Origin of the sequence: Sphingorhabdus sp., assembly GCF_023910635.1 — a bacterium.
Lineage (GTDB): Bacteria > Pseudomonadota > Alphaproteobacteria > Sphingomonadales > Sphingomonadaceae > Sphingorhabdus_B.
On sequence record NZ_JAAVVZ010000024.1, the window covers coordinates 1 to 20,188 of the forward strand.

At 54.5% G+C, this 20,188-nt stretch carries 27 protein-coding genes and 1 other RNA gene; 17 read left to right on the top strand and 11 right to left on the bottom strand.

Features of this window, described 5'->3' with window-relative positions; translation table 11 throughout:
* Positions 1–7: 7 nt before the first annotated feature.
* The 3 genes from rimM to ffh are packed head-to-tail and all read right to left on the bottom strand — an operon-like array spanning position 8 to position 2,681.
* Positions 8–628: a ribosome maturation factor RimM gene (gene rimM / locus HEQ34_RS11825; RefSeq protein WP_296200682.1), complete on the bottom strand. Its 621-nt coding sequence runs from the start codon at positions 626–628 to the stop codon at positions 8–10.
* A complete protein-coding gene (rpsP, locus tag HEQ34_RS11830) occupies positions 628–1,152 on the bottom strand; it encodes a 30S ribosomal protein S16 (protein ID WP_296200684.1) in 525 nt (174 codons plus the stop codon). Before rpsP ends, rimM begins: the two co-directional genes overlap by 1 nt.
* A gap of 44 nt (positions 1,153–1,196) precedes the next feature.
* On the bottom strand, positions 1,197–2,681 hold the full coding sequence (ffh, locus tag HEQ34_RS11835; RefSeq protein ID WP_296200686.1) for a signal recognition particle protein: 1,485 nt from the start codon (positions 2,679–2,681) through the stop codon (positions 1,197–1,199).
* A gap of 273 nt (positions 2,682–2,954) precedes the next feature.
* On the opposite strand from ffh, the gene HEQ34_RS11840 reads away from it, so the two are divergent.
* The 5 genes from HEQ34_RS11840 to HEQ34_RS11860 all read left to right on the top strand — a co-directional run bounded on the left by HEQ34_RS11840 (position 2,955) and on the right by HEQ34_RS11860 (position 8,291).
* Positions 2,955–4,604 (top strand): EAL domain-containing protein, encoded by a 1,650-nt coding sequence (locus HEQ34_RS11840; protein WP_296200687.1) that lies wholly within the window; start codon positions 2,955–2,957, stop codon positions 4,602–4,604.
* A gap of 66 nt (positions 4,605–4,670) precedes the next feature.
* Positions 4,671–5,477: a diaminopimelate epimerase gene (dapF, locus tag HEQ34_RS11845; RefSeq protein WP_296200689.1), complete on the top strand. Its 807-nt coding sequence runs from the start codon at positions 4,671–4,673 to the stop codon at positions 5,475–5,477.
* Positions 5,478–5,485: 8 nt separating this feature from the next.
* Positions 5,486–6,739, top strand: a complete 1,254-nt coding sequence (mtaB, locus tag HEQ34_RS11850; RefSeq protein ID WP_296200754.1) for a tRNA (N(6)-L-threonylcarbamoyladenosine(37)-C(2))-methylthiotransferase MtaB — start codon at positions 5,486–5,488, stop codon at positions 6,737–6,739.
* Entirely contained in the window at positions 6,736–7,665 is a 930-nt protein-coding gene (gene ftsY / locus HEQ34_RS11855; RefSeq protein ID WP_296200690.1) for a signal recognition particle-docking protein FtsY, read from the top strand. The genes mtaB and ftsY overlap by 4 nt, the downstream gene beginning before the upstream one ends.
* Positions 7,662–8,291 (top strand): inner membrane-spanning protein YciB, encoded by a 630-nt coding sequence (locus HEQ34_RS11860; RefSeq protein WP_296200692.1) that lies wholly within the window; start codon positions 7,662–7,664, stop codon positions 8,289–8,291. Before ftsY ends, HEQ34_RS11860 begins: the two co-directional genes overlap by 4 nt.
* Before the next feature lie 16 nt (positions 8,292–8,307).
* On the opposite strand, the gene HEQ34_RS11865 is transcribed toward HEQ34_RS11860, so the two are convergent.
* Positions 8,308–8,928: a superoxide dismutase gene (locus HEQ34_RS11865; RefSeq protein ID WP_296200695.1), complete on the bottom strand. Its 621-nt coding sequence runs from the start codon at positions 8,926–8,928 to the stop codon at positions 8,308–8,310.
* Between the two features lie 165 nt (positions 8,929–9,093).
* On the opposite strand from HEQ34_RS11865, the gene HEQ34_RS11870 reads away from it, so the two are divergent.
* Positions 9,094–9,657, top strand: coding sequence for a urate hydroxylase PuuD (locus HEQ34_RS11870; RefSeq protein WP_296200697.1), 564 nt, complete (start codon positions 9,094–9,096; stop codon positions 9,655–9,657).
* A gap of 50 nt (positions 9,658–9,707) precedes the next feature.
* Here HEQ34_RS11870 and pspF read toward each other — a convergent pair whose 3' ends face one another.
* Positions 9,708–10,745, bottom strand: coding sequence for a phage shock protein operon transcriptional activator (gene pspF / locus HEQ34_RS11875; RefSeq protein WP_296200698.1), 1,038 nt, complete (start codon positions 10,743–10,745; stop codon positions 9,708–9,710).
* Between the two features lie 154 nt (positions 10,746–10,899).
* On the opposite strand from pspF, the gene HEQ34_RS11880 reads away from it, so the two are divergent.
* The 11 genes from HEQ34_RS11880 (at position 10,900) to HEQ34_RS11930 (ending at position 14,667) form a co-directional block, all read left to right on the top strand.
* Complete coding sequence (locus HEQ34_RS11880; protein ID WP_296200701.1) at positions 10,900–11,088, top strand: hypothetical protein; 189 nt, start codon at positions 10,900–10,902, stop codon at positions 11,086–11,088.
* Between the two features lie 109 nt (positions 11,089–11,197).
* Positions 11,198–11,881 (top strand): phage shock protein PspA, encoded by a 684-nt coding sequence (pspA, locus tag HEQ34_RS11885; RefSeq protein WP_296200703.1) that lies wholly within the window; start codon positions 11,198–11,200, stop codon positions 11,879–11,881.
* A gap of 3 nt (positions 11,882–11,884) precedes the next feature.
* Positions 11,885–12,172 carry an envelope stress response membrane protein PspB gene (gene pspB, locus HEQ34_RS11890; protein WP_296200704.1) on the top strand — a complete coding sequence of 96 codons (288 nt, stop codon included), beginning with the start codon at positions 11,885–11,887 and terminating at the stop codon, positions 12,170–12,172.
* A 1-nt stretch (position 12,173) separates the two neighbouring features.
* The gene (pspC, locus tag HEQ34_RS11895; RefSeq protein ID WP_296200706.1) at positions 12,174–12,551 is read left to right on the top strand and encodes an envelope stress response membrane protein PspC; all 378 of its coding nucleotides are present in this window, start codon (positions 12,174–12,176) and stop codon (positions 12,549–12,551) included.
* Between the two features lie 26 nt (positions 12,552–12,577).
* Complete coding sequence (locus HEQ34_RS11900; RefSeq protein ID WP_296200708.1) at positions 12,578–12,733, top strand: hypothetical protein; 156 nt, start codon at positions 12,578–12,580, stop codon at positions 12,731–12,733.
* Positions 12,733–13,032, top strand: a complete 300-nt coding sequence (locus tag HEQ34_RS11905) for a hypothetical protein (RefSeq protein WP_296200710.1) — start codon at positions 12,733–12,735, stop codon at positions 13,030–13,032. Before HEQ34_RS11900 ends, HEQ34_RS11905 begins: the two co-directional genes overlap by 1 nt.
* Positions 13,033–13,068: 36 nt before the next feature.
* Positions 13,069–13,374 (top strand): hypothetical protein, encoded by a 306-nt coding sequence (locus HEQ34_RS11910; RefSeq protein WP_296200756.1) that lies wholly within the window; start codon positions 13,069–13,071, stop codon positions 13,372–13,374.
* Positions 13,375–13,385: 11 nt separating this feature from the next.
* Positions 13,386–13,682, top strand: coding sequence for a hypothetical protein (locus HEQ34_RS11915; protein ID WP_296200712.1), 297 nt, complete (start codon positions 13,386–13,388; stop codon positions 13,680–13,682).
* A 12-nt stretch (positions 13,683–13,694) separates the two neighbouring features.
* Positions 13,695–13,967, top strand: a complete 273-nt coding sequence (locus HEQ34_RS11920; protein ID WP_296200714.1) for a hypothetical protein — start codon at positions 13,695–13,697, stop codon at positions 13,965–13,967.
* A gap of 27 nt (positions 13,968–13,994) precedes the next feature.
* A complete protein-coding gene (locus HEQ34_RS11925; protein ID WP_296200716.1) occupies positions 13,995–14,237 on the top strand; it encodes a hypothetical protein in 243 nt (80 codons plus the stop codon).
* A gap of 25 nt (positions 14,238–14,262) precedes the next feature.
* The gene (locus tag HEQ34_RS11930; RefSeq protein WP_296200718.1) at positions 14,263–14,667 is read left to right on the top strand and encodes a SufE family protein; all 405 of its coding nucleotides are present in this window, start codon (positions 14,263–14,265) and stop codon (positions 14,665–14,667) included.
* Here HEQ34_RS11930 and HEQ34_RS11935 read toward each other — a convergent pair.
* From HEQ34_RS11935 to rnpB, 6 genes are all read right to left on the bottom strand, one after another.
* Complete coding sequence (locus HEQ34_RS11935; protein WP_296200720.1) at positions 14,655–15,995, bottom strand: PepSY domain-containing protein; 1,341 nt, start codon at positions 15,993–15,995, stop codon at positions 14,655–14,657. The genes HEQ34_RS11930 and HEQ34_RS11935 overlap by 13 nt on opposite strands.
* A 10-nt stretch (positions 15,996–16,005) precedes the next feature.
* The gene (locus HEQ34_RS11940) at positions 16,006–17,979 is read right to left on the bottom strand and encodes a TonB-dependent receptor (RefSeq protein WP_296200721.1); all 1,974 of its coding nucleotides are present in this window, start codon (positions 17,977–17,979) and stop codon (positions 16,006–16,008) included.
* Positions 17,980–18,030: 51 nt separating this feature from the next.
* Entirely contained in the window at positions 18,031–18,456 is a 426-nt protein-coding gene (locus HEQ34_RS11945) for a hypothetical protein (RefSeq protein ID WP_296200723.1), read from the bottom strand.
* 6 nt (positions 18,457–18,462) lie between these two features.
* Positions 18,463–18,996, bottom strand: coding sequence for a J domain-containing protein (locus tag HEQ34_RS11950; protein WP_296200725.1), 534 nt, complete (start codon positions 18,994–18,996; stop codon positions 18,463–18,465).
* A 51-nt stretch (positions 18,997–19,047) separates the two neighbouring features.
* On the bottom strand, positions 19,048–19,662 hold the full coding sequence (locus HEQ34_RS11955) for a Yip1 family protein (RefSeq protein ID WP_296200726.1): 615 nt from the start codon (positions 19,660–19,662) through the stop codon (positions 19,048–19,050).
* 142 nt (positions 19,663–19,804) lie between these two features.
* Positions 19,805–20,184: RNase P RNA component class A (rnpB, locus tag HEQ34_RS11960), an RNA gene on the bottom strand.
* Positions 20,185–20,188: the final 4 nt, after the last annotated feature.

Sequence of the window (20,188 nt, forward strand, 5' to 3'; positions counted from 1 at the left end):
GTATATACTAAATCACGAAAGCCGCGTCAATGACGATACGCCCGTCGGCTTGGGCACCCCATTCGGGCACAGCATCAGCAGTCATCGGAACCATGAACTTTCTGCCTGGCTTGCCGTCGGCAGAAGGGGGCATTTGGATTTCAAGGACATCGCTCGCGCCGAAATTCTCGACAGCCACGCAGGTGCCGAGGTCAGTGCCGTCGGTGGATACGCATGGCAGGCCTAAAAGGTCGCTATAATAATATTCGCCCTCACCCAATGCTGGCAAGGCTTCGCGCGGGACAGTCAACAATGTGCTGCGTAGTTTTTCTGCGGCGTTGCGGTCGTTGATTTCGGCGAAGCGCGCGATTGCGCCATCTTTGGTCGGGCGGAGCGACTTTACCGTGAGCGCCCCATCATTGAAGCTCTTGTAATGTTTCAAGCTGTCCAGACTATCTGCAAACAGCTTGAGACGGACTTCACCCGTCACGCCGTGCGCGCCAGAGACGGCGGCAAGCGTGACGACTTGGTCGTTCCCCTCCCGCAAGCGGGAGGGGTTAGGGGTGGAGCTCGCTATAGGCGCGCGATCTGCTTTCGAGGATGGAAGCCCACCCCCGACCCCTCCCGCCTGCGGGAGGGGAGCAGTCATTAGCCCTCGGCCTTTTCTTCAGTTGCTTCTTCAGCGGCTGGCGCAGCTTCTTCAGCAGCAGGCGCTTCTTCGGCGGCAGCTTCAGTTGGCGCAGCTTCTTCAGCAGCAGACGCTTCTTCGGCTACGACTTCAGGCTCTGGCTCAGGTGCTGGAGCAGCGGCTGCTGCGGCGGCAGCTTCTTCAGCTTCGGCCAGCTTGGTTGCCTTATCTTCTGCGCGATCCTTGGCTTTCTGGCCTGGCTCACCCTTATTTGGGTTGCTCTTGACCTTACGTTCCTTAACACCAGCGACGTCCAAGAAGCGGGCGACGCGGTCCGATGGCTGTGCACCAGCGGCGAGCCAATGCTTTGCGCGTTCGGCATCGAGGATCATGCGCTCGGCGCTGTCCTTGGGAAGCTGTGGGTTGTAGCTGCCGATACGCTCAATGAACTTCCCATCGCGCGGTGCGCGGGCATCGGCCACGACGATTTTATAATAAGGGCGCTTTTTCGAACCGCCCCGCGACAAACGCATTGATAATGCCATAAAACTAACTCACCTTTCTTAAAATATCTAAACTAAACAGTATATTATTTCTTTTTATTCAAAAGCCTTGCGAGGTCAGGTGGCATCCCGCCACCGCCGCCCATTCCGGGAAATCCACCCATGCCGGGCGGCATCGCGCCGGGGGGAAGGCCGTGCATTCCCTCCATCGCGCCACCCAGATCTGCGCCGCCTTTTCCGCCAAACATCGCAGCAAGGCCCTTAAGCCCTCCCATTTTGCGGATACGCTTCATGGCGCTTGCCATTTCCTGGTGCATTTTGATCAGCTTATTGACGTCTTGCACCGTCAAGCCAGATCCTTTGGCAATGCGGATCTTGCGCTTGGCGTTCAACAATTCTGGCTTGGCGCGTTCTTTCGGTGTCATCGAACCGATGATGGCGTCCATATGCACAAGCAACTTATCGTTCATACCGCTGGCGTCCATCGCCTGCTTGGCCTTTTTCATGCCAGGCATCATGCCAGCCAATGCGCCAAGGCCGCCCATCTTGGTCATTTGACGAAATTGCATACGCAGGTCGTCCATGTCGAACTGACCCTTGGCCATTTTGGCGGCCAGCTTGTCGGCATCCTCCTTTTCGACCATTTCGGACGCACGTTCGACCAAGCCGACGACATCACCCATGCCCAAAATACGGCCAGCGACTCGGCTTGGGTTGAATGCTTCAATCGCATCCAGCTTCTCGCCGACACCCGCAAATTTGATTGGCTTACCCGTAATGGCGCGCATCGACAGTGCCGCACCGCCGCGCGCATCACCATCCATACGAGTCAACACGATACCGGTCAGATTAACGCGTTCGCCAAAGCTTTTCGCAACATTCACCGCGTCCTGACCCGTGAGCGAGTCCACGACCAGCAGAATTTCCTGCGGCACCGAAACCTTCGCCACCGCCTGCATTTCGTCCATCAGTTGCTGATCAACATGTAAACGACCAGCGGTGTCGAGGATGAGGACGTCAAAGCCCTGTAGCTTTGCCGCCTGCATAGCGCGCTTGGCAATATCGACAGGCATTTGCCCCTGAACGATGGGTAAGGTCGCGACCTCAGTCTGCGTACCGAGCGTGCCCAATTGTTCCTGCGCAGCCGGACGATTAACGTCGAGCGACGCCATCAGGACTTTCTTGCCCTGCTTCGTCTTCAACATCTTCGCGATTTTTGCGGTCGTAGTGGTTTTACCCGAACCCTGAAGGCCGACCATCATGATGATCGCGGGTGGTGCAACGGCCAGGTTCAGGTCGCTTTGTTCAGCGCCCAACATTTCAACAAGCGCGTCGTTGACGATTTTGACGACTTGCTGGCCGGGTGTGACTGACTTCAACACTTGCGCGCCGACGGCTTGCTCGGTCACCTTGTCGATGAATTCACGGACGACAGGCAACGCAACGTCAGCCTCAAGCAAGGCAACGCGCACTTCGCGCATCGCCTCACGCACATCGGCTTCGTTCAACGCACCGCGACCGCGCAGGCGATCAAACACCCCTCCTAACCGGTCACTCAGCTTGTCAAACATCGACATTCCTTACCAAATCGCCCCATATGGCGCATAAACGAACAAAAAGCCGGTGAGCGAATCTTCGCCAACCAGCCTGGAAACTACGGATTTCCAACAAAAATTGAATGACAGATGTCCTGCCTTGACATGGTGATTACCAACCTAGTCATCCGAATGCAAATCATTCCGCCCGGGGTCATCAAGCAACATGTGTTTCTTAAAACGACGCCTCTTTTTGGATTAACGATATATTGACCATTTACGGCGATAAAGGATGCGATCGGAAAGATAATGGAATCGCAACAAATCCTACCTGACAGATATCCGCCTCCGCGCAAACCGCGGGATGGAAATGGTCCAATTCGCAGCTTTGTCCTGTTTGCGGCGCTTGCGCTATTTGTGGCTATTGGCGGCCAATTGGGCTCCCAAATTGTGCGCACATTCATGGGCTATGGCGAAGGGACAAACCAGATCATGGTGACTGCCTTATTGCTCAATGTAGCGCTCATACTCTTAACTTGGCGTCGCACCAATGCCTTAAGCGATGAAATCCAAGTTTACCGTCAAGCAGAGGTGCGGGCACAACATCTGGCGATGACCGATCCTTTAACGAATTTGTACAACAGGCGTGCCTTTAAGGAAAAGACATCCGAAATGATCGCCCGCGCGTCGCGCCTAGGCAAGTCGATCGCGTTCCTGATGATCGATCTCGACGGCTTCAAAAAAGTGAATGACACTTACGGCCATGACAGCGGAGATATTGTTCTACGCGAAGCGGCCGACCGAATGCGCGAGGTTGTCCCCCAGAGCAGCGTCATCGCGCGGTTGGGCGGAGATGAATTCGTGATTTGCCTGATGTTCGAACCTGAATTTCCTGACACGGTCGACAAGATCGCCAAACATCTTATCGAAGCCTTTGCGCGGCCAGTTGCCATCGCCGATGCGTCACAAATGGTGACGGCGTCCATTGGCATCAGCCGACCAGAGCGGGATTGTGCTGCCATTGATGTCCTGATGCGCCGTGCGGACATCGCGTTATATGCTGCGAAGACGAATGGGCGTAACGGATATCGCTGGTTCGACAACAATATGGACATTAAGCCAAGATCACGCAGCCCGCGACAGAGCGATAATCGCGACACCATATCGACTAAGGCATTCGTGCCTTTCTTTGAACCGCAGGTTGATCTTCACACTGGCGAACTGGTTGGCTTTGAAGTGCTAGCGCGCTGGGTATCCCCCATCGGTGGCCTAGATTCACCTGACGACCTTATACCAGTCGCCGACGAAACCGGGATGAATGATGATTTGTCCATCACCATTTTCCAACAAGCGTTGCTGGAAGCGAAGAACTGGGATCCAAGCCTCACTATTTCGGTCAACATCTCGCCAGCCCAGTTAAAGGATCTTTGGCTGGCGCAAAAGATCTTCAAGCTGCTTGTCGAAACCGGTTTTCCAGCCAATCGGCTCGAAGTGGAAATTCCAGAGAGCGCGCTGTTCAGCAATCTCAGCATCGCGCAGTCCACAATAGGGAGCCTTAAAAGCCAAGGCATCCAGATTGCACTGGACGATTTCGGCACAGGCGACAGTTCACTTGCCCATCTTCGTGCGCTGCCGTTTGATCGGATAAAGATCGGCCGAAGCTGTGTCTCATCGATGCTGGATAATGCTGAAAGCGCAGCTATTGTGCAGGCGGTTGCTGGGCTTGGCAGAACCCTTCAGGTACCGATTATCGCCCAAGGTGTCGAAGACGACCATGTTCTTGCAAAACTGAAGGAATTTGGTTGTAGCAAGGGTCAAGGTGCCCTGTTTGGCCACCCCTTGAACATCGACCAGGCTCGCAACCTGCTGATCGATAATGACCTTTTTCCGAAGCTTTATCGACTTAACCCAGCCCATACCAAGCATAAAGCCAAAGTGGCGAACCACGGGGCGTATTGAAGGCCTGTTCCGCATACCCAGCATGAGCGGTGGACACTCCGGCCTGCAGCCCCTAAATCGCCGTGGATGGCAAAAGGCGAATTTCACAAGATGCATGGACTGGGTAATGACTTTGTCATTATTGATGCGCGCGCATGTCAGATGGAAATACCCCCTGCCCGCGCGCGGGCGATTGCGGATCGGAAGATCGGCATTGGCTGCGATCAGCTCATCCTTTTGCTTACCTCCAAAGTTGCCGATGTCGCCATGCGCATTTTTAACGCGGATGGCAGCGAAGTCGAAGCATGTGGCAATGCCTCGCGCTGCGTCGTTGCTTTGTTGAAACGAGACCTAAAAATCGAAACAAAGGGCGGGATTATTTCCGGGCAATTGTCCGGCAACGATGTAACCGTTTCCATGGGTGAAGCCAAATTCGACTGGCAGGACATTCCGCTCGCGTTTGCCATGGACAGTGGCGCCCTGCCCCTTGCGTGGGAAGAACTGGAAAGCCCGATGGCGGTGAACATGGGCAACCCGCACGCCGTGTTCTTTGTGCACGACACCGATGCGGTTGATCTTGCCCGGCTTGGCCCAATCATTGAGCATGACGCCGCCTTTCCAGAACGCGTAAATGTCAATGTCGCGTCCGTTGACGGCTATGAAATCCGCCTGAACGTATGGGAGCGCGGCGCGGGTCTAACGGGCGCATGCGGCACAGGGGCCTGCGCGACGGCTGTTGCCGCGATCAGGCAAGGCAAGGCTTCGTCACCTGTTATCGTCCACCAATCGGGCGGCAGCTTGACCATCGCATGGGCACCGGGGCAGCCAGTTATCATGACCGGCAGCGCGACTTATGTCTTTAGCGGACAAGCCAATTGGGATGATTTTGGATGAATACCCCGCTGCAGAAGCCTGAAGTTATCAGCATGGGGTGCCGCCTGAACCTCGCCGAGAGCAATGCCTTGGCCGAGCAACTTGCAGGGCATGAAGACATTGTGATCATTAACAGTTGCGCCGTCACCAATGAATCCGTGCGCCAAACGCGGCAAGCCATTCGGCAAGCACATAAACGCCGCCCCGATGCCCGCTTATGGGTAACTGGCTGCGCGGCACAAGTGGAGCCTGAAACCTTTCAAAACATGCCAGAAGTGGCTGGTGTGTTCGGCAATCATGAGAAACAGAATGCCGCATTGCTGCGCGAGATAATCAATCGCCCGGACCGCCCGGTTGTCGTGTCGGACATTATGACAATTGCGCAAACCGCACCGCATCTTGTCACCGCTTACGCGGGCAAAACCCGTGCCTTTGTTGAGGTGCAAAATGGCTGCGACCATCGCTGCACCTTTTGCATCATACCCTATGGCCGGGGCAACAGCCGCTCTGTTCCAGCCGGTAGCGTTATCGAACATATTCAAAAGCTGGTGGACACGGGTTTTCAAGAGGTCGTGCTGACGGGCGTCGATGTCACCAGCTATGGCCATGATCTGCCGGGACGGCCAAATCTAGGCTCGCTTGTTGAGCGCATCTTAAAGCTTGTGCCAGACCTTCCGCGCCTTCGTCTTTCGTCCATTGACGGCGTAGAAATTGACGCACGGCTGTTTGACCTGCTGACCAGCGAAGCGCGAGTCATGCCGCATGTCCATCTGTCATTGCAGGCAGGCGACAACATGATCCTGAAGCGCATGAAACGGCGCCACAGCCGTGAACTGGCGATTGACCTTGTTGCGCGATTAAAAACAAAAAGGCCCGACATTGCCATTGGCGCTGACATCATCGCCGGTTTCCCGACCGAGGATGACGCAATGTTTGCCAACAGCGTGGACCTCGTGCGCCAATGCGGCATCGTTCATGGACATATATTTCCCTATTCGTCCAAAAAAGGCACGCCAGCGGCGCGCATGCCGCAATTGCCGCCACAGATTATCAAGGCCCGCGCCAAAACCCTGCGCGATGCAGTCGCCGCTGAAAAAGCCATGTGGATGAACGCATTGATCGGCACCGTTCAAGATATTGCCGTCGAAAGCGGCGGATTGGCTGGTCATGCCGAAAATTTCGCCTATCTGAAGCTCGACAAGATGATGCCGGAAGGCCGTATCGTATCGGTCCGTGTCACGCATATCCAAGACGGAATTTTACAGGCAGAGGTTATCGAATGAGTGAGAATGCTGGGTGGACGGACCGTTTGTTCGGCGGCCTTAAAAAAACTTCAGGTAAGCTGACCGAGAATATCGCCGGGCTTGTTACCAAGGCAAAGCTTGACGCAAGCGACCTTGACGAGATTGAGGATGCTCTGATTGCCTCTGATCTTGGCCCAGCCATGGCCTCAGTAATCCGGGACAAGATTGCCGCTGGCCGGTTTGACAAGGGTATTGATGCCGATGGCATAAGGCAGATCGTCGAGGATGAAATTGCTTCGGTCCTTGCGCCAGTTGCCTCCCCGCTGGAAATTGACGCTTTCCCGCGCCCTCAAGTCATTTTGGTCATTGGCGTTAACGGTTCAGGCAAAACAACGACCATCGCAAAACTTGCCAATCTGTTTCTGGAACAGGATTATGGCGTCATGCTGGCGGCGGGCGATACATTCCGCGCAGCCGCTATTGGCCAGTTGAAGATTTGGGCAGAGCGCGTTGGCGTGCCGATTGTTACAGGCCCCGAAGGCGGCGACGCGGCGGGCGTGGTGTTTGACGCCGTCAAAAAGGCAACAGCCGAAGGGATTGATGTCCTGATCGTTGATACGGCCGGCCGATTACAAAACAAACGCGAGCTTATGGATGAACTTGCCAAGATCCGCCGCGTCTTGGGTCGGCTGAATCCAGCCGCACCGCACAATGTCGTCCTCGTCCTTGACGCCACAACGGGTCAAAACGCGTTGTCACAGATTGAAACCTTTAAAGAGGTCGCAGACGTGACTGGACTGGTTATGACAAAATTGGATGGTAGCGCGCGCGGCGGCATATTGGTCGCGGCGGCAAAACAATTCGGATTGCCCATCCACGCCATTGGCGTGGGCGAAGCTATTGATGATTTGCGGCCATTCAACCCGCAAGATGTTGCCCGCGCCATCAGCGGTGGTTCATTGTGAGCGAAGTCACTCAAACACAAAAGCCATCGGGCAAGCTTAACTTCGTCCTCGATTTCGGACCGTTATTGTTGTTTTTTGTGGCGTCCAAGTTTGGCAGTTCCGACACCGACCCAAAACAGGGCGCAATTATCGGTACGATGGTGTTTATGGCTGCGATCATCGTTGCGGTGATCGTGTCAAAGGTTAAACTCGGCAAGATTTCACCGATGTTGAAGCTAACGGCGGCCTTGGGCATATTCTTCGGCGCGCTAACGATCTGGTTTCACGACGAACGCTTTATCCAGATCAAGCCGACAATAATCTATGTGTTTTTTGCGGCCTTGCTCATTGGCGGGTGGATGCGTGGTAAGGCGATGCTGAAATATATTCTGGAGGCAGCCTATCAGGGTCTGAACGAAGCTGGCTGGTTAAAGCTATCGTTAAGCTGGGGGCTGTTTTTTCTCGCGCTGGCGGGATTGAACGAGATTTTCCGTCGACCCGAATGGTTTTCGTTCGATACTTGGCTTTCGATTAAAGTGTGGGGTGTAACCGCCCTCACCTTCCTTTTCGCCTTGGCCAATATCCCTATGCTAATACGCCACGGCCTGAAGCTCGGCGATGATGCCGAGCTTCCGCCGCAGGGATAAGCGCTAGGGTCTGGACCTAGTTTTGGTCGGCGCGTGATGCTCCGTTACCGTCGAGATTTTCAGCAACAAATTCCCAGTTGATTGCCTTGTTCAACAAAGCATCGACGTAATTCGGGCGGGCGTTGCGATAATCGATATAATAAGCATGTTCCCACACATCGATCGTCAGCAACGGCTTCATATCGTGCGCAACGGGCGTATCGGCGTCATGCAGCGACGTGATTTTCAGCCTGTCTCCGTCAAGAACTAACCACGCCCAACCACTGGCGAAATGGCCAACAGCTTCTTCTTTCAGCTTTGCCACCATGTCTTTATGGCTACCAAAGCTTTCATCAATCACCGCTTTCAGCTTGCCCGTCGGTGCTTGCTGCTCTGGCGTCAGGCATTTCCAGTAGAAACTGTGGTTCCAAATTTGCGCGGCGTTGTTGAACAACCCCTTGTTTTCTTGCGCTTTGGCAGCGGTTATGACTTCAACCAAAGACGCGCCTGTCAAGGCGGCATCATCGGCAATCAACATGTTGGTTTTATCGACATAGGCATTGTGGTGCTTGCCATGGTGATAGTCGAATGTCTCGGCGGAAATGAGATCACCAAAGGCGGATGTGTCGTACGGCAGGTCGGGGAGAAGGAATGACATTGCTTATCTTTCTGTATCGGATGGTTCAGAAGCAAACGCATCGGGACAGTCCCCGTTCCGTCGGTCACGCACTGCTAACGCAGAAAATATGTGACAAGCCTCTACCATACAGATAGGCATCATCGCATCAGCGGCAATACCGCCTGAATGCCTAGGGGAGAAAACATGGCGAAATTTTTTGGAAATCTTCATCTGGTGCTGGTCGCCGGGCTAGTGCTGTCATTTGCAGTAATGTTTGGCTTGGACGGAGACGGAGTCACGGCACAATCCATCACGCGTTGGCTGCATACATTTTTCGGGATCGTCTGGATCGGATTATTGTACTATTTCAACTTCGTGCAAATCCCAACCATGCCAAAAGTCCCGGCTGAACTAAAGCCAGGTATTTCGAAGCATATCGCCCCATCGGCGTTGTTCTTCTTCCGCTGGGGCGCGGCACTCACGGTGTTATTCGGCCTCATCATTGCCGTTCAGGCTGGCTACGCGCATCAAGCATTTACCCTGCAAGATCCTTATAAGCTGATCGGCGTTGGCATGTGGCTTGCTGTTATCATGGCGTTCAACGTATGGTTCATCATCTGGCCAAACCAGAAAAAGGCGCTCGGCATTGTTGAAGCCGATGACGCGACAAAGGCGAAGGCAGCTACCACCGCGATGATGACATCGCGTTTGAACACATTGCTATCGATCCCGATGCTGTACACGATGGTCAGCTTTAACGGCGGCTAAATCCGCATATCTGGATTGCAAAGAAGGGGTGGCACATGCCGCCCCTTTTTTTATCCTAAAAGATCGTGTTTTTTCAACGTGTGGCGCAACTGGTCATAACTGAGATTGAGCGCTTTTGCCGTCTGGCGCTGGTTATAACGACACTTTGCCAGCGCTTGCTCCAACACAGATTTTTCAAACTTCTCCGTCGCCTCGCGGAAATCCCTTACATCCACTGCTTGGCTTAGGTCCGTTGAGTAACGCGGTTCGGCGACATTGTTCTGATTATCGGCCTGCACCTGCGCAGGCGCAGAAGCGGCCACCCCGCCCCGCCATGGGCTGTCGAACGGGTCGAATTGAATATAGTCAACTGGCTGTGCCGGGTCGGCCCAGCGATATACCGCGCGCTCCACAACATTGCGCAGTTCGCGGACATTGCCGGGCCAGAGATGGTTTTCCAATGCGCGCGTTGCGACTTCGCCAAATCCGGGCCAGCCATCCCAGCCCAATTCCGCTGCCATTTTGCGTCCATAATATTCGGACAGAACCTCGATATCGCCTTCGCGCACACGTAGCGGCGGCAAGGTGATGACCTCAAAACATAGCCGGTCAAGCAAGTCGGCCCTGAACCGCCCCTTGTCGACCATATGGGGCAGATGTTCATTGGTCGCAGCGACAATCCGCACGTCAACGCGCATGGGTCGGGATGAACCGATGCGCGTGACCTCCCCATATTCCACCGCCCGCAATAGCCGCTCCTGGGCGCCCATGCTTAAGGTACCAAGTTCATCAAGGAACAGCGTGCCGCCGTCGGCCTCTTCGAAACGGCCTTCGCGTGCCCGCGTCGCGCCGGTAAATGCCCCTGACTCATGGCCAAATAATTCAGCCTCAATCAGCGTCTCTGGCAAAGCCGCGCAGTTTATGGTGACCAAAGGCCCATCCCAGCGCGCACTCAGGCGATGGAGACGTTCGGCAATCAACTCCTTGCCCGTCCCGCGCTCTCCTACGACCAATACAGGTCGATTGAGCGGTGCAGCACGGCTTGCACGTTCCACGGCATCCAAAAATGCTGTTGATTGGCCAATGAATTGAACGCTATCCCGATCCATTTTTAAACATTGGCATATTTCACCATAGAGTGGCAATAATTACTAGCAGCTCCCCCGCATAAATTTTGAGTAATGGCAGAAATGCAACAAAAACACGAATTGGCACAGTCCCTGCATTGTATCCTGCAAGTCAGTAACACAGGGAATACATAGAATGCGCAAAGATATCGAAACCAGCCATTATCCAAACGGACAAGATAGCCGTCTCTGGTTAGCGGTCGCTTTATCCTTCACGATGATCTTTACAAGCTATGCCGTATCGGTTCTGAACCACCGCGGCGTCGCCGAGATCAGCGCACACACCCAACCGAATAGGCCAATCGTTGTCAGCTATCTTGCCTGACTTCGATAACCTGCGACCGGAGTGCCCCAGCTCTCCCTCCCCCTGCCAAAGGCACCCGGTCGCCACCTTTTTGAATGAAGTCACCAATACACATTATCGGAGTTACCCAATGGGCATATTTTCACGAACCCGCGATATCATCGCCGCCAATGTGACCGATCTTCTCGACAAGTCACAGGACCCAGCCAAAATGATCCGCATGATCATTCTGGAAATGGAGGAAACGCTGGTCGAGGTTCGAGCATCTGCTGCGCGCACCATTGCTGACCAGAAAGAACTGCGGCGCCATATCGACAAGTTGAACACGCTTGAAACCGACTGGACCGACAAGGCCCATCTGGCACTGTCAAAGGGCCGTGAGGATCTTGCGAAAGCCGCCTTATTAGAAAAGCGCAAAGCGACGGATATGAAGGAGCAGTTAACCGCGGAGGTCGATGTTCTGAACGATGCGCTGAAGGCTTCTGAGCAGGATATTCACAAGCTGCAGAAGAAGCTTGCCGACGCCCGCAGCCGCCAGAATGCATTGATGACACGCTTGGAAAGCGCCGAAAATCAAGTCAAGCTGCGCACGATGTACAATGGCGACAAGGTCCGCGAGGCATTTTCCCGCTTCGACGTCCTCGAACGCCGCGTCGATGAAGCGCAGGGATATGCGGACTCACTCTCCATCGGGTCAGACACGCCGCGCACTTTGGGTGACGAAATCTCAGCGCTTGAGAGCTTCGATGTCGTCGACGCCGAGCTGGAAGAAATGAAAAAGGCCATGAAGGCCGACCACAAGAAAGAAGGCTAAGCCATGGAAGACATACTTGTCCCCGTTATGGTCGTCGGAATGCTATTTGTCGCACTCCCATGGCTCGTACTCCATTATGTGACGCGCTGGAAAACTGCCGCGACGCTGACCAATGATGATGAACGAATGCTGGGCGATATGCACGAACTGGCCCGCCGTTTGGAAGATCGCCTCGACACTGTTGAGCGCTTGGTCGCGCAGGAGAATCCCGATTGGCAACCACGCCGCATCGAACTCGATACGCCAGATTTTGACCCAGAAAATATACGTAGGCTGGAAAGGAACCGCTGAAATGTCAGGGAAACACACCAAATTCTATCTCGATAAACAAAATGCCAAATGGAAGGGCGTCTGTGCCGGCTTAGCCGATTACACGGGGATTGATGCAATTTGGTTCAGGCTCGGCATAATTGCGCTTACAATAGGACAGGGCTGGCCAATCTTGCTTTACATCGCAGCAGCTTGGATGGCCGATCAAAAGCCTGTGCATCTGTATACCGACGACCGTGAAGAGCAGAAATTTTGGCAAGGCGTACGTCAATCGCCTGCCCGCACCACCCGCGACATTCGGTCACGCTTTCGGGAAATCGACCATCGCTTGGCCGAAATGGAAACTTATTATGTCAGCAACAATAAGCAGCTGGCCGACGAAATCGAAAGCCTCCGTTAACCAAGGGCTTAAGAAGGAAATAAGATATGTTCACGCTCATCATTCTTGGCCTTATCGGTTGGTTCACTTACCGCCATTTCGCGCAGAAAAAGCGTCAGGCCGGCCGCCGCAATTGGCGTGTTGATTATCGCGACACCCCAATTCGTCCAATGACCCGCCGCCTACCGTGGAGGGATTTATAATGAGCTTTGGTGGACCAAATTTCGTCATCGCAATTGTTGCGCTGTTGACGGTTGGTTGGCTGGTCAACAACTGGATCCGCGCCAAACATGGCTATCCCTTAGAAGATGAATGGGGCGGTAAAACAGCGCTGACCGATGGCGACTATCCCGAAGCCGAACGCAAGATCATGCTTTTGAGCAACGAGAATGAAACGCTGAATGGCAAGATCGGGCATTTGGAAGAACGCGTCGCGGTTCTGGAACGGATTGTGACGGATAAGGCCGGGCGTTTGTCCGAAGAAATCGAACGACTTCGTTAAAACAGGAGGCATGATATGGACCCCGATAAACTCGCGATGATAACGGCCATTGGTCCGATGATAGGCATGGGCGTTGTTTCTATCTGCGCCGGATGGGTGCTAACGACATGGATGCGTATCAAAAACGGCTATCCGCTCGATGGGGCATGGGGTCAGGCCGTGTATCCCAAAAATGATCAGGAGGCTGTTGAACGCGTGAAGCTGCTGAGTCAGGAAAATGCGCAACTGCGCGCGGAGCTTGGGTCGATAAAGGATCGGTTGGCGAACGTCGAGAAAATCGTCGTAGACGACAGCCACAGGCTGAGATCAGAAATAGAGGCCCTTCGCGGGCCGTCGAACTGAAGGGGCGAAAAATGGACATCAACCCCCTCATCATTCCCATCCTGGGCATCAGCTGCGGCCTGCTTGCCGTTTTCGGCGGTGTGTTCGTCCTGCCCTTCTTCAAGCTGAAGCAACGACAGCTCGAACTGAACGCACAGAACGTTGCCGAAAAAGCGGCGCAATATGCCTCGAAGCAGGGGATACTCGAAGAACGCGTCGCCGTTCTCGAACGCATTATCACCGACCAAGGCTACAGCGTTGCAAAGGAAATCGAAGAGTTGCGAAGCTTACCGCCTAAGTCGGTGACGCCGCAACAAGACCTGATCTAAGGGAGATATTTTATGGGTCCGTTTGAAATGGTTGTGGCAATCATACTGATCGTCACCATCGGCAAGATTATCCAGACGAAGCAAAAAGCCAAGCATGGCATTGTTGAAGATCAGGATTTTATGGGCACCAAGACCCATCGCCTGTTGAACAGCGCAGAAACACAGCAGATGCAGGACGAGATCAAGACACTGAAAGAACGTATTCAGGTGCTTGAGCGCATCGCGACCGACAATAACAGCGCCAATGATCTTAACCGTCAGATAGAGGAACTGCGCAGCCGGTAACGGCGCGCGGATCGAAAGGAAGGAACCATGGAACAGGATCCCAATTTCTACATCATTATCGGCGCTTTTGCGGTGCTGTCCGTCGGGATTGTATCTTCGCTCGGGTTGCGCGGATGGCGCGATTGGATTGCGCTGAAGCATGCCGAGTTGGACATTGCCCGCCGCAGCAGCGACGCGCCAGTGCCGTCGGCTACCTCGCGTATCGAAGTCGCTGACTTAAAAGAGCGCGTTAAAAAGCTTGAGGCTATCGCCGCAGGGATTGATATCTAAACCCTGCGGCCATATGCGGGTGGCCATGACCACACTCACCGACATTCAAGAAGAATATGGATTCCTCGAAGCCGACGACCGCTATCGTTTGTTAATCGATCTTGGTCGCGAACTGGCCCCAATGCCCGGTGCGCTGAAAACCGATGCGAGTTTGGTCAGGGGCTGCTCGGCAAATGTCTGGGTTTATCCCGTCACCGACAATAATCAGCTTTCGTTTATGGCGGACAGCAATGCCGCGATCACCAAGGGCATCATTGCGCTTGTGCTCAAGACGGTAGACGGCAAGAACGCCACCGAAATTTTGGGCACGGATATCGAAAATGCCCTCGCCCCGTTTGACCTGAAGAACCAACTCAGTTCAAACCGAACGCAGGGCATTCCCAATATGATTGCGCTTATCCGCCAAACAGCAGCGCGTTACGCAATCTGAGCTGGCCTGATCCCCAGCCAAATCGCAAAGGCCGGTAGGCGGGGCAATAGCAACCGGTCAAACAGCCATAAAGCCAGCAATGAAACGGCAAGCAATGGCAACAATATGGCCATTACAGCGATGATCACCGCCACCCCGCGTATTTTCGGCGGCAGTGCTGGGGCAATGGGGGCCCCAAGCGCGTCAGCGGGCTTACGCCGCCGCCACATCATAAAGCCCGATATGACCAAAGTGATCAGGCCCAACGCGGTGAGAACACCGACAAGCTGATTGATCCAGCCAAAAAGCTGCCCCTCATGCCATGCAATTCCATAATTCACGGCGCGGTCAATGACATGCTTGTCCGCAAAGCCCATCCGCGACATCTCCTTACCCGTTGCAACATCAAAGCTGATACTGCGGTTTAGTGGCCGGTTTTGCGCCTCCGACTTGATCGTCCAAGCCATTGGCGTTGGTGGACCAAAACGCTCCGGCGCGCCCGGCGGCTTTACTAAAACGGGATGCGGCAGCTTTTCCAATTTCGCCTTGGCCACCATGTCGGAGAGGCCAATAAGCGGTATCCCAGCAGCCTGCATTTTCATCATGGCGTCGTGATCATGCTCGGCATGTGGGGCATGGCTACCTGTTTTCCAGTCTTGCGCGCCTTGGACAAGGCCTAGCTCCGCTCTTGCTAGTCGAAAGGCATCGCCCCAGACACTTGCCCACGGCAGTCCAGTGGTAAGCAAAACAAGCGCGAGCCCCGAAACCCAAAAGCCGGTCACCGCATGCAGGTCGCGCAGGAGTATACGCTTGCCCTTGCCAAGCCTGGGCCACACAACGCCCTGAAGGCCCTGCCCGCGTGGCCACCACATATACAGACCGGACAGGATCATCACTATGGCCCAACAGGCCGCGAGCTCAACAATCCAATCCCCCATTTTGCCGATCAAAAGCGAACCATGAATGCGCGCGACCGTTGCTGAAATGCGACTATCAGGGTCGATGCTGCCCAAAACCTTGCCCTGCGGCGACACATAGACGTCACGCATGGACCGGCCATCGGCTAACCCGATATGAATCATTGCGGCGTCCCCGTCACGTGCGGGCAACCGATAGCTATGAAACTGCGCACCCGGATTAGCGTCGATGACCGCGGCAAGTTGTGCATTGGGGGACACGGACCCATGGGTCGAAAGATTGCTAAATGCGCGCTCCTGCCAACGGTCCAATTGCGGCTTGAACAAATAGATTGCGCCCGTTGTTGCCAGCACAAGCACCAGCGGCATGACGAACAAAGAGGCATAAAAATGCCAGCGCCAGATTGTGCGGTAGAATGATGTATTTTCCATGCCCTACCTCCTAAAACCGCGCACGAACGCCGCCATAAATGGCCCGGCGTTCCACGGGATAGTAAATGGCCGAAGCTGGCGTCGCCACGACCGCTGCCGACACGTCGCCAATGGCTTTCACGCCGGCCAAGTTTCGAGCATCGACGAATATATCGACACCGTTTTTGATGCGCGCGCCTGCGGACACGCCAAGCAATGTGTAACCGGCATTACGGGTTGTGTTCCGATAATCCGCCCAAGCACCTTGGGGCACCCATTCAACATTTGGCGAAATATGAAGTTTATCGCCGCCCAGCCGAAGCTCAGACCGCAGAACATGCTTCGGAACCACCGGAAGCCGGTTGTCGCCATATTGGGCATCCCCCACAAATCGAAAGTCCGAATATTGCCAGATTTGCCGAAAGCGCAGCCAATTGGTCGGCGTGGCGCTGAACGCAGCTTCGACGCCCTGATGACGTGTCTTGTCCGCGTTAAAGGTTGCCGCGGGGATGTCCGGTCCCACTGTAAACTGAAGCATCTCCCTTTTGATATTGGCGCGATAAACCGCCACATCCCAGCTTACCCATCCCAATGTCCCGCGCGTGCCAAGCTCCGTGGTCCACGCGGTTTGTTCACGCACCGGAACGAATGCCGCAATTTGTGCCAGTTCAACAAAGGTCGGGAATTCGGCTGATTTGCTGTAGTTCGCAAAAAACTGAATTTCGCCAGCCGGTTCCCAAAGCACACCCATTTTTGGTGACACCGCATCAAACGACGCCTGCGCCGTTACCGCAGCGGGCACAATTTGCGATTGCTTGCGAAATCCGTCGGCGTAAATGCCGCCTGCGACCACGGTTAGGTTCTCGATTGGACTGACCCTGATTTCACCATAGATGTTGGTCGTACGCGCCGTCTGATCGGCGTCAAATGTCAGCACCCCGCGTTTACCGTTCAGGTTCACGAAACGCTTTGCGTCAATGCTCCCCCAACGCGATTCACCGCCCAATGTCATACTCCATACATCACCTGAGCGTTCGTAGCGGGCATATACGCCGCGATCGGTCGACACCTGATCCACCACTTGAAAAATTGGGTGATACAATTCCTTGGAATTCAAAAAGGCCCCGACATCCAAATGGCTGTTACCCCAATTGAACCGGGTCCTGTTCTGGATGCGGATCGAATCGATATCGCGCGCCTGATCACCGATAAAATTGCCACTGCGCGGGGCAGTCAATGCCGTTGCACGAGTCATCGCGCCCGGTAACTCCTGGTCCAACGTGGTAATGCTGCCATAAAATCGCGTGGATATGATATCCGAAATTTGTAAGCCGACATTGCCGTGGAAACGGATAGAGTCCCGCCGCGCATGTTGGCGATCCCCCTTATGGCTATCCGCACTAATCGCGGCCCAAGCGTTGGCGTCTTCGTCACCTAGGCCGAACGATGCCAAGCCCCGATAAAAATCAAAGCTGCCTACATCACCGCGCAGGTAGAGACCCGCTGCATTATCCCCTGTTGGCGTTACACCATTAACCGCGCCGCCCAGCGTTCCGGAACCGAAGCGTAAGGCGTTTGCGCCGCGATATACTTCTAAATGGTCGAAGAATATCGGTTCAAGTTCCTGAAAGTCGCCATTGTCATCGGCAAGATTAATGGGAATACCGTCCTGCAATAACGTCAACCCGCGCATGTGAAACCCTCGCGACAGGCCAGAACCGCGAATGGAAATGCGGATTTCCTGCCCAAAGCGTGGTTGCGTATATACGCCGGGGGAAAAGGCCAATGTATCGCGCAACGACACAATAGTCTTATCCGCATAATCCTGATGACTGACAATATCGGTACCGCCTGCGGTCTGGTTTGCCGTGACTTCGGCTTGGTCGGCAGCGGCGCGACCAGTGACAATGATTGTGGCATCAGCAGCATCTTCAGCGGCTGCAGGGGTAATGATCGCACAAAAGCTGCACGCCGCACTGGCGCGCAAAATGGATAAAAATTTCATGATATTTTCCTAAATCTAAACGAGAAATAGGCCGCAAAGCAGCCGTTCGATTTAGATGTAAGAAGGTGGCCCAATGGCCGGAGGTGGCGGCGCGGCTAAGCCAGCGCCAACCGATATTTCGCGCTGGGCAAAAGCGGGTATCGCCAGCGCAACAGGCGCCATGGCAACTGGTAAAGCGGCGGCAGGAAAATTCCCCGCAATAGCAGCACCCGCAAAGGCACAAGGTTGGTGTTCAACCGATTTGCCTTTTGATGGGTCTTCCTTGTGCAGCTTGCCCGATTTATCCATCCAGACGGTTTGGGTATCCATGCCCGCACAGATGGTAAGCGCAAAACCACGTTCCGCTGACGGCATATAGCCGGACGGAATGATGACACGCATCGCCAATGCCATCAGTATAAATACAGCGGCAAAGTTCCGTAAAGGCGTCGAAGCGAGGTTCACCCGCGCCCTATAGGCGCGCAGATTCGGCCGCACAAGAAGCTACCCCTTCCACTCGCGGCGTTCTTCCGCGACGCGCAGGACGTCATATGCCGCCTGGCCTGCCTGAAACGCCTTTGCGGCATCGCCGTTGCCGGGGTTCACGTCAGGGTGCGTTTCCTTGGCAATTTTGCGCCAAGCTTTTTTCGCGTCGTCAAAAGTGGAATCGGTTTCGAGGCCTAAGATATCAAGCGCATGCATTTCATCACGGCTTCGGCTGCCATCGCCGGACCCTGCCCAGCCATAATGCGCGGATTCCTTATAACCCGAAGAATCCCGGCGCTCATTGGCCTCGCGCTCGTCGGCTTCTTCCTTGGTCAGGCCTTCAAAATAGTCATAACCGCGATTATACTCGCCCGCATGCTCTTCACAGAACATCCATCGTTCGGGATTGTTAGGGGATTTTGGCGCGGGGCAGTTTCCAGCCTTGTTGCAGCCATATCGGTCACACAGGCGCACCTGCTGCGCCTCGCTGCTGCTGCCATAGCCGCGCCAGCGGGGAAAACCCCAGTCATTTCGTCGCGTAGATCGCACCATGCCGCCGACTTAGCGGCGGCATGCGCATTTTGCTAGGGGCGTAAACGCAATTTATGCGCCGGACAGCGTGCTGGTCGCTCCGCCGAGGCCAGTGAAAGATTGTTGGACTATGTAAACGATAACCGACCCAACGAGATACGCCAAAATGACGACTACAGTCATCCCAGCGACTTTTTCTTTCGGAACCCTCAAAACGGGATGCAAACCCAAATAGATCAGGTACACCGAGTAAGCCAGGCCGCCGAGATAGACGATAAAACCCAAAAATGGGATTATCAAAAATATCGCAAAGACCCATGCAGGCGTGCCAGCATATATGATGAGTTTGGTCGCTTGGATAAGCTCATTACCGCCATTGAAACTTGGCGAAATGGCCTTCACCAAATAGGCCATTGCCATCAGCAACACCAATCCCAACACATAACCCATGACCGTCTGCGTCACTAAATCGCTTGCCGTAAGCTCCACACTCCCGCCCGCCACATATTCAGACAGCAACGAATTAAACAATACAGCTGCGGCGATCCCCATCAGCGCCGGTATCAGCGCCAAAGGCATTGCGTAGCCCGTGAACAACCTGCCAAGGGTTGCAGGTTCGGCAGCAATGACATTCCATTCATCCGCCGGTTTGAAGATGATGTTCTTGGCACGTTGCACAATCGCCATTGACTTAGCCCTCCAGAATTAGCTTGGCATGGAACAGAACATATTGGTGCCAATATGTAAATATTGACGTTAGCGTCAATTGGGGGGGAGGCATGCAAGCCGTCGGCGATATTGGTCGCGCGAACTTGCGCGCATGGGGTAAAAAGCCAGAGGGTCTGTAAGCCGGGTTCTGTCCTCCACCTTCGCTAAAGCTTCGGCGGATGTGCGACCATTCATCTAGGCGACGCATTGCTGCGGCACTCATGCAACCAACCCGGGCGACTGGCAGGAGGATGCCATATGCCGCCCCTATTCGGTTTTGCTCCCGGTGGGGTTTGCCATGCCATTTCTGTTACCAGAAACGCGGTGCGCTCTTACCGCACCGTTTCGACCTGGCCGCATCGAAATGCGGTGGACTATTTTCTGTGGCACTTTCCCTAAAATTGCTTTCGCCGGACGTTATCCGGCACCGTTCCTCGCTGGAGCCCGGACTTTCCTCCCCTTAGCAGTTACCCACTAAGCGGCGGTCGCCCAACCCTCTGGCGCA

Excerpts from the sequence above, each read along its gene's own strand:
- HEQ34_RS11925 (WP_296200716.1), top strand. The coding sequence starts at position 13,995 with ATGGAACAGGATCCCAATTTCTACATCATTATCGGCGCTTTTGCGGTG.
- HEQ34_RS11950 (WP_296200725.1), bottom strand. The coding sequence starts at position 18,996 with ATGGTGCGATCTACGCGACGAAATGACTGGGGTTTTCCCCGCTGGCGC.
- pspB (WP_296200704.1), top strand. The coding sequence starts at position 11,885 with ATGGAAGACATACTTGTCCCCGTTATGGTCGTCGGAATGCTATTTGTC.
- HEQ34_RS11840 (WP_296200687.1), top strand. The coding sequence starts at position 2,955 with ATGGAATCGCAACAAATCCTACCTGACAGATATCCGCCTCCGCGCAAA.
- HEQ34_RS11880 (WP_296200701.1), top strand. The coding sequence starts at position 10,900 with ATGCGCAAAGATATCGAAACCAGCCATTATCCAAACGGACAAGATAGC.
- ftsY (WP_296200690.1), top strand. The coding sequence starts at position 6,736 with ATGAGTGAGAATGCTGGGTGGACGGACCGTTTGTTCGGCGGCCTTAAA.
- HEQ34_RS11865 (WP_296200695.1), bottom strand. The coding sequence starts at position 8,928 with ATGTCATTCCTTCTCCCCGACCTGCCGTACGACACATCCGCCTTTGGT.
- HEQ34_RS11935 (WP_296200720.1), bottom strand. The coding sequence starts at position 15,995 with ATGGAAAATACATCATTCTACCGCACAATCTGGCGCTGGCATTTTTAT.
- pspC (WP_296200706.1), top strand. The coding sequence starts at position 12,174 with ATGTCAGGGAAACACACCAAATTCTATCTCGATAAACAAAATGCCAAA.
- rimM (WP_296200682.1), bottom strand. The coding sequence starts at position 628 with ATGACTGCTCCCCTCCCGCAGGCGGGAGGGGTCGGGGGTGGGCTTCCA.
- pspA (WP_296200703.1), top strand. The coding sequence starts at position 11,198 with ATGGGCATATTTTCACGAACCCGCGATATCATCGCCGCCAATGTGACC.
- dapF (WP_296200689.1), top strand. The coding sequence starts at position 4,671 with ATGGCAAAAGGCGAATTTCACAAGATGCATGGACTGGGTAATGACTTT.
- pspF (WP_296200698.1), bottom strand. The coding sequence starts at position 10,745 with ATGGATCGGGATAGCGTTCAATTCATTGGCCAATCAACAGCATTTTTG.
- HEQ34_RS11930 (WP_296200718.1), top strand. The coding sequence starts at position 14,263 with ATGACCACACTCACCGACATTCAAGAAGAATATGGATTCCTCGAAGCC.
- HEQ34_RS11870 (WP_296200697.1), top strand. The coding sequence starts at position 9,094 with ATGGCGAAATTTTTTGGAAATCTTCATCTGGTGCTGGTCGCCGGGCTA.
- HEQ34_RS11955 (WP_296200726.1), bottom strand. The coding sequence starts at position 19,662 with ATGGCGATTGTGCAACGTGCCAAGAACATCATCTTCAAACCGGCGGAT.
- HEQ34_RS11910 (WP_296200756.1), top strand. The coding sequence starts at position 13,069 with ATGATAACGGCCATTGGTCCGATGATAGGCATGGGCGTTGTTTCTATC.
- HEQ34_RS11900 (WP_296200708.1), top strand. The coding sequence starts at position 12,578 with ATGTTCACGCTCATCATTCTTGGCCTTATCGGTTGGTTCACTTACCGC.
- HEQ34_RS11905 (WP_296200710.1), top strand. The coding sequence starts at position 12,733 with ATGAGCTTTGGTGGACCAAATTTCGTCATCGCAATTGTTGCGCTGTTG.
- HEQ34_RS11920 (WP_296200714.1), top strand. The coding sequence starts at position 13,695 with ATGGGTCCGTTTGAAATGGTTGTGGCAATCATACTGATCGTCACCATC.
- rpsP (WP_296200684.1), bottom strand. The coding sequence starts at position 1,152 with ATGGCATTATCAATGCGTTTGTCGCGGGGCGGTTCGAAAAAGCGCCCT.
- HEQ34_RS11915 (WP_296200712.1), top strand. The coding sequence starts at position 13,386 with ATGGACATCAACCCCCTCATCATTCCCATCCTGGGCATCAGCTGCGGC.
- ffh (WP_296200686.1), bottom strand. The coding sequence starts at position 2,681 with ATGTTTGACAAGCTGAGTGACCGGTTAGGAGGGGTGTTTGATCGCCTG.
- HEQ34_RS11940 (WP_296200721.1), bottom strand. The coding sequence starts at position 17,979 with ATGAAATTTTTATCCATTTTGCGCGCCAGTGCGGCGTGCAGCTTTTGT.